Origin of the sequence: Streptomyces javensis, from assembly GCF_039525925.1 — a bacterium.
GTDB classification, from domain to species: Bacteria; Actinomycetota; Actinomycetes; order Streptomycetales; family Streptomycetaceae; genus Streptomyces; species Streptomyces asiaticus.
Genome location: NZ_BAAAIF010000204.1, coordinates 1 through 3,429, shown reverse-complemented (window position 1 = coordinate 3,429; position 3,429 = coordinate 1). Strand labels below are relative to the sequence as shown.

1 protein-coding gene is annotated in these 3,429 nt (G+C 72.4%); it reads left to right on the top strand.

Annotation, left to right across the window (positions count from 1 at the left end):
* A partial coding sequence (locus ABD329_RS47530; RefSeq protein ID WP_344318234.1) for an SDR family NAD(P)-dependent oxidoreductase occupies nucleotides 1–3,429 on the top strand: 3,429 nt, incomplete at both ends.

Sequence of the window (3,429 nt, the reverse complement as noted above, 5' to 3'; positions counted from 1 at the left end):
TGTGGACTGGTCGCTTTCGGATGTGTTGCGTGGGGTGGAGGGTGCGGCGGATCTGGGGCGGGTGGATGTGGTGCAGCCGGTGTTGTGGGCGGTGATGATGTCGTTGGCGGCGGTGTGGGCGGGGTATGGGGTGCGTCCTGTGGCGGTGGTGGGTCATAGTCAGGGGGAGATCGCGGCGGCTGTTGTCGCGGGTGCGCTGTCCCTGAAGGACGGTGCGAAGGTTGTCGCGCTGCGGAGCAAGGTGTTGCGGCGGTTGGCCGGTGGTGGGGCGATGGCGTCGCTCGGCTTGGGTGAGGAGCGGGCGGGGCGGTTGCTGTCGCAGCTTGGCGATCGGGCCGTTGGTGTGGGGGTGGCGGCTGTCAACGGGCCGTCCTCGACGGTGGTGTCGGGTCCGCCGGAGGGGGTGGCCGTTGTGGTGGCCGGGTGTCAGGAGGTGGGGGAGCGGGCGCGGCTGATCGAGGTGGACTATGCCTCGCACGGCCCTCAGGTGGATGAGATCCGTGGGGAGTTGGACGAGGTTCTGGCCGGGGTCCGTCCGGTTGTCGGTGGTGCGGATGAGGTGGCGTTCTATTCGACGGTGACTGGTGGCCGGGTCGACGCATCCGTCCTGGGCACGGACTATTGGGTGCGGAATCTGCGGGAGCGGGTGCGGTTCGCCGATGCTGTCGAGGCGCTGCTGGCCGACGGGCATCGGGTGTTCATCGAGTCCAGTACGCACCCCGTGCTGCTCCTGGGCTTGCAGGAGACGTTCGAGCGGGCGGGTGTGGACGCGGTCGCGGTACCGACCCTGCGTCGCGATCACGGTGGTCAGGCCCAGCTCCTCCACGCCCTCGCACAGGCGTTCATCGCCGGGGTCGACGTCGACTGGAAGGCGGTGTTCCCGGCCGACCCCGCCCCTCGTACGGTCGATCTGCCCACGTACGCCTTCCAGCACCAGCGCTACTGGATGAACGCCTCGGGCACGACCGGTGACCCCGGTGGCCTCGGTCTGGTCGCCGCGGGCCATCCGTTGCTGGGCGCCGCCGTGGAGCTCGCCGATGGAAGCACCCATCTGCTCACCGGGCGCATCGCTGCCGGTGGCGGTGACGGCTGGCTTGGCGAACACATCGTGGCGGACGCCGCCTTGGCCCCGGGTGCGGCCCTGGTGGAGTGGGCGTTGCGGGCGGCCGACGAGGTCGGCTGCGGTGGGGTCGAGGAGCTGGCGCTGCACGTGCCGTTGGTGCTGCCCGAGTCGGGCGGACTGCGCATCCAGGTGGCGGTGGGCGCCCCGGCGGAGGACGGGCGGTGCGAGGTGCGGATCTACTCCCGTCCGGACGGCGAGGCAGGCTCCGCCGCCGACGTGGGCTGGGTGTGCCATGCCGAGGGGGTACTGAGTCCGGCGCCGGAAGGCGCGGACGGGTCGGCCGAGGGGCTGGGCGGGACATGGCCTCCGACGGGTGCGCAACCGGTGGATCTGGAGGGGTTCTACGAGCGCTCCGCCACGGTGGGCTATGCGTACGGGCCGTCCTTCCAAGGGCTGCGTGCCATGTGGCGGGACGGTGCGGACCTACTGGCCGAAGTGGCGCTGCCCGAGGCGGCGGGCGACGCGGATGGGTTCGGCATCCACCCGGCGCTGCTCGACGCGGCCCTGCACCCGGCCCTCCTGCTTGACACCAAGCCTGACCAGGAGTGGGACGGCGGCCAGGTGTGGTTGCCGTTCGCCTGGAACGGGGTGGCGCTGTGGGCCGCTGGAGCGAGCACCGTACGCGTTCGGCTGTCCCCGCGTCGGGACGGGGCCGAGGGTGAGCGCGGGCTGCGGCTGGTGGTGGCCGATGCCGTGGGCGAGCCGGTTCTGACGGTCGACTCCCTGGTGACGCGACCGGCGGCCGTAGAGCAGTTGCGGGCTGGGGCAACGCGTGGTGCGGACGGCCTGTTCGTTCTCGACTGGGCCCCACTGCCGCAGCCGACGGGGACCGGCGGGCCGGCGGCCGATCGCGACAGCTGGGCCGTGCTGGCGGACGAGGGCGCCGGCCCGGATCTGGAGGCGTTGCTCGCGAGGCTCGATGGTGGGGAGCCGGTCCCGGCAGTGGTGCTCGCCGAGTTCCCGCGCCTGGACGCCGATGCCGATGTCGTGGCCGACATGGCGACCGCCGGTCTGGCGATGGCACAACGGGCCCTGGCGCTGGTGCAGCAGTGGCTTGCCGAGCCCCGGCTGGCCGAGGCCCGGTTGGTCGTGGTGACGCGTGGCGCGGTCGCCATCGCCGAGAGCGGTACGGATGTGGCCGCCGCCGCGCTCTGGGGTCTTCTGCGGAGCGCTCAGGCGGAGAACCCGGGGCGTTTCCTGCTGCTCGACCTCGACCTCGACCTCGACCTAGCCCTCGACCTCGACCCTGGCCCGGCGGCCGATGCGGGTGCGGACAACGTACGGAACGCCGTCGCGCGTGCGATGGACCTGGACGAACCGCAGTTGGCCATGCGGGATGGGCAGGCGTGGGTGCCTCGGCTGATCCGTGCCTCCGCCGACGGGGGTCCGGAGGGGCGGGACGCCCCGGCGGCGCTCGATCCCGATGGCACCGTGTTGGTGACGGGCGGCACCGGCACCCTCGGCGGCCTGGTGGCCGAACATCTGGTACGAACCTGGCAGGTCGGCCATCTCCTCCTGGTGAGCCGTCGCGGGCCGGACGCCCCAGGAGCCGATGAACTGGCAGCCCGCCTGGAGGAGTTGGGCGCGCGGGTGCGGATCGCCGCCGTGGACGTCACGGACGCGTCGGCGGTGACCGAGCTCGTGGCGGGGATCGGCACCGACCATCCGCTGACCGGTGTCATCCATGCCTCGGGGCTCCTCGACGACGCGGTGGTGACCTCCCAGACACCCGATCGGCTTGCCAGGGTGTGGGCGGCCAAGGCGGCGGGAGCGGCGCATCTGCACACCGCCACCGCCGACCTTCCGCTGTCGCTGTTCGCGATGTTCTCGTCGGCCGCGGGCGTCCTGGGCAGCCCGGGGCAGGCCAACTACGCGGCTGCGAACGCCTTTTGCGACGCGCTCGCCGCCCACCGTCAGGCCCGTGGCCTCCCGGGGCTGTCGGTGGCCTGGGGCTTGTGGGCCCAGTCCAGCGAGCTGACCGGAAAGCTCGCCGCTACGGACCGGGCCCGGATGTCCCGCTCGGGCATCACCGCGATGTCCAGCGAGCAGGCGCTGGGCCTGCTCGATGCCGCCTGTGCGCAGGCCAGCTCCCTCTGTGTCGCCGCCGCTGTCGACCCGGCCGGGGTGGCTCGTGAGGATCTTCCGGCGGTGCTGCGGGGGTTGGTGTCCGGCCGGACCGTGCGCCGCATGGCGGCCGGTGAGACGGGGACCTCGGGGTTGGCGGCTGAGTTGGTGGGGTTGGATGCGGCGGGTCGGTTGGGTGTGGTGGTGGATGTGGTGCGGGGTGGTGTGGCGGTGGTGTTGGG